At 56.4% G+C, this 1,452-nt stretch carries 1 protein-coding gene; it reads right to left on the bottom strand.

What is annotated here, in order from left to right; genetic code table 11:
* On the bottom strand, positions 1 to 1,452 hold a 1,452-nt coding region (locus HWE17_RS28410; protein ID WP_176391110.1), incomplete at both ends, for an amino acid adenylation domain-containing protein.

Raw genomic sequence — 1,452 nt, forward strand, 5'->3', positions numbered from 1 at the left:
TCGACCTCGCCCAATTCAATGCGGAAGCCACGAATCTTCACCTGATGATCGTTGCGCCCAAGGAACTCCACGTTGCCGCCCACCAGCCAGCGTCCCAAGTCACCAGTCTTGTACAAGCGGCTACCCTGTTTCGATCGGAACGGATCTGGTAAAAACCGCTCAGCTGTCAAAGCCGGCAGGTTTAGATAACCGCGCGCCACACTGGCACCACCGATATAAATCTCTCCGATGACACCCGGTGGCACAGGCTGCAATCGCGTGTCGAGTACGTAAATTTGCGTGTCGCCGGTTGATCGTCCAATCGGAATATAGCGTAAGGAGCCCGACCCGTTTGAAGGCAGGTCCTGCAGGCGGAACGTTGTCGCAGTCACCGTTGTTTCGGTTGGCCCATAGGCGTTCATCAGCACGCAGTCCAAATCCCATCGAGCGGCAAGTTCCATCGACAGGGCTTCGCCGCCTGCAATCAATAATCTCAGGTGGGGCAAGCTGTGTCGCTTGCCTAACGCTACTACGTTCAAGTAGCTCGGCGTGATATTGGCAACCGTTACCCCATGCTGCGATAACGCCTCGACCATTTCATCCGCCGACCAGATCTTCGATGGCCGCATCACCAAGGTGGCGCCGGTCACAAATGCGCAACATATCTGTTCGATCGATGGGTCGAAGCTAATCGATGAAAACTGAAGTACCTTGTCTTGTGGCCCTATCCCGTAGCGGTCCACAGAGGCGAGGATATGCTCCACGAGGCTACCACCCTCGATCATGACACCTTTTGGCGCGCCCGTTGAACCAGATGTGTAAATGACGTAAGCCAGGTGTTTGGCATTCAATCCAAGTGTCTCAATATCGGTATTGCTATCCGGCTGGCGCGCAAGGTCCGTGTCGATCAGCAGCGCCGGTACTGTGGTACACAACCCGGGCAACAGGCGTTCCCTAGTCACGATCGCGACCGGCGCGCTGTCCTCCAGCATATAAGATAGCCGCTCCTGCGGATACTCTGGATCTAACGGCACATAGGCCCCGCCAGCCTTGAAAATACCAAGTAATCCCACCACTACCTCGATGCTCCGCTCCAGACATAAGCCCACGCGATCGTCAGGCTTGACGCCCATTTCTTGCAGAGCGTGTGCAACTTGGTTGGCACGACGGTTCAGCTCTGCGTAGCTTACCGTCTGCGCTTCGCATACCACAGCCATCTTGTCCGGGTTGCGTCCGGCTTGTTCCTCGAATAGTTGATGTACTAAGCGTTCGCGGGGATAGTCGCACGGCGTGTGGTTGAAATCGACAACCACCTGGTGTCGCTGCTGCTCGTCCATCAGGTTCAGCACATGCACCGGTTGCTGCTCGTCAGTCACCATGCTCTCGAGGGTGCGCTGGAAATAGCCAATCCAGCGCTCGATCGTGGCGGCATCGAACAGATCAGTGGCGTATTCAAGCGCGCCGTGCAGGACA

Source organism: Janthinobacterium sp. BJB401 (assembly GCF_013372745.1).
GTDB classification, from domain to species: Bacteria; Pseudomonadota; Gammaproteobacteria; order Burkholderiales; family Burkholderiaceae_D; genus Janthinobacterium; species Janthinobacterium rivuli.